Below are 230 nucleotides of genomic sequence, written 5' to 3'. Positions count from 1 at the left end.
CTTCATATTTGCTTGATGATAAACAGACGGCGAATGATTTGGCCAAAGCCCGCTATGAAAACTTCAAAAACCAGCCCTTGGTTTACGAGTTACCAGAAGGCGACGCTTCGAGTGACCCGATGAAATCGGGAAGTATCGAGAAGCCTAAAGCAGCGATACTTCGTGAAAAAGGAAGCAATTGCGAACGTGAAATGGCCAACGCTCTATTCTTGGCCGGATTTGATGTAAAG

1 protein-coding gene is annotated in these 230 nt (G+C 45.7%); it reads left to right on the top strand.

The features are described 5' to 3' along the window. Positions 1 to 230, top strand: a 230-nt coding sequence (locus ACRHOZ_RS21690; protein ID WP_431130503.1) for a phosphoribosylformylglycinamidine synthase subunit PurQ, incomplete at both ends; no start/stop codon positions are given.

Origin of the sequence: Flagellimonas flava, assembly GCF_050617915.1 — a bacterium.
Lineage (GTDB): Bacteria > Bacteroidota > Bacteroidia > Flavobacteriales > Flavobacteriaceae > Flagellimonas > Flagellimonas flava_A.
The sequence above is the reverse complement of the archived record's forward strand: the minus strand, read 5'-3'. Positions and strand labels throughout refer to the sequence as shown.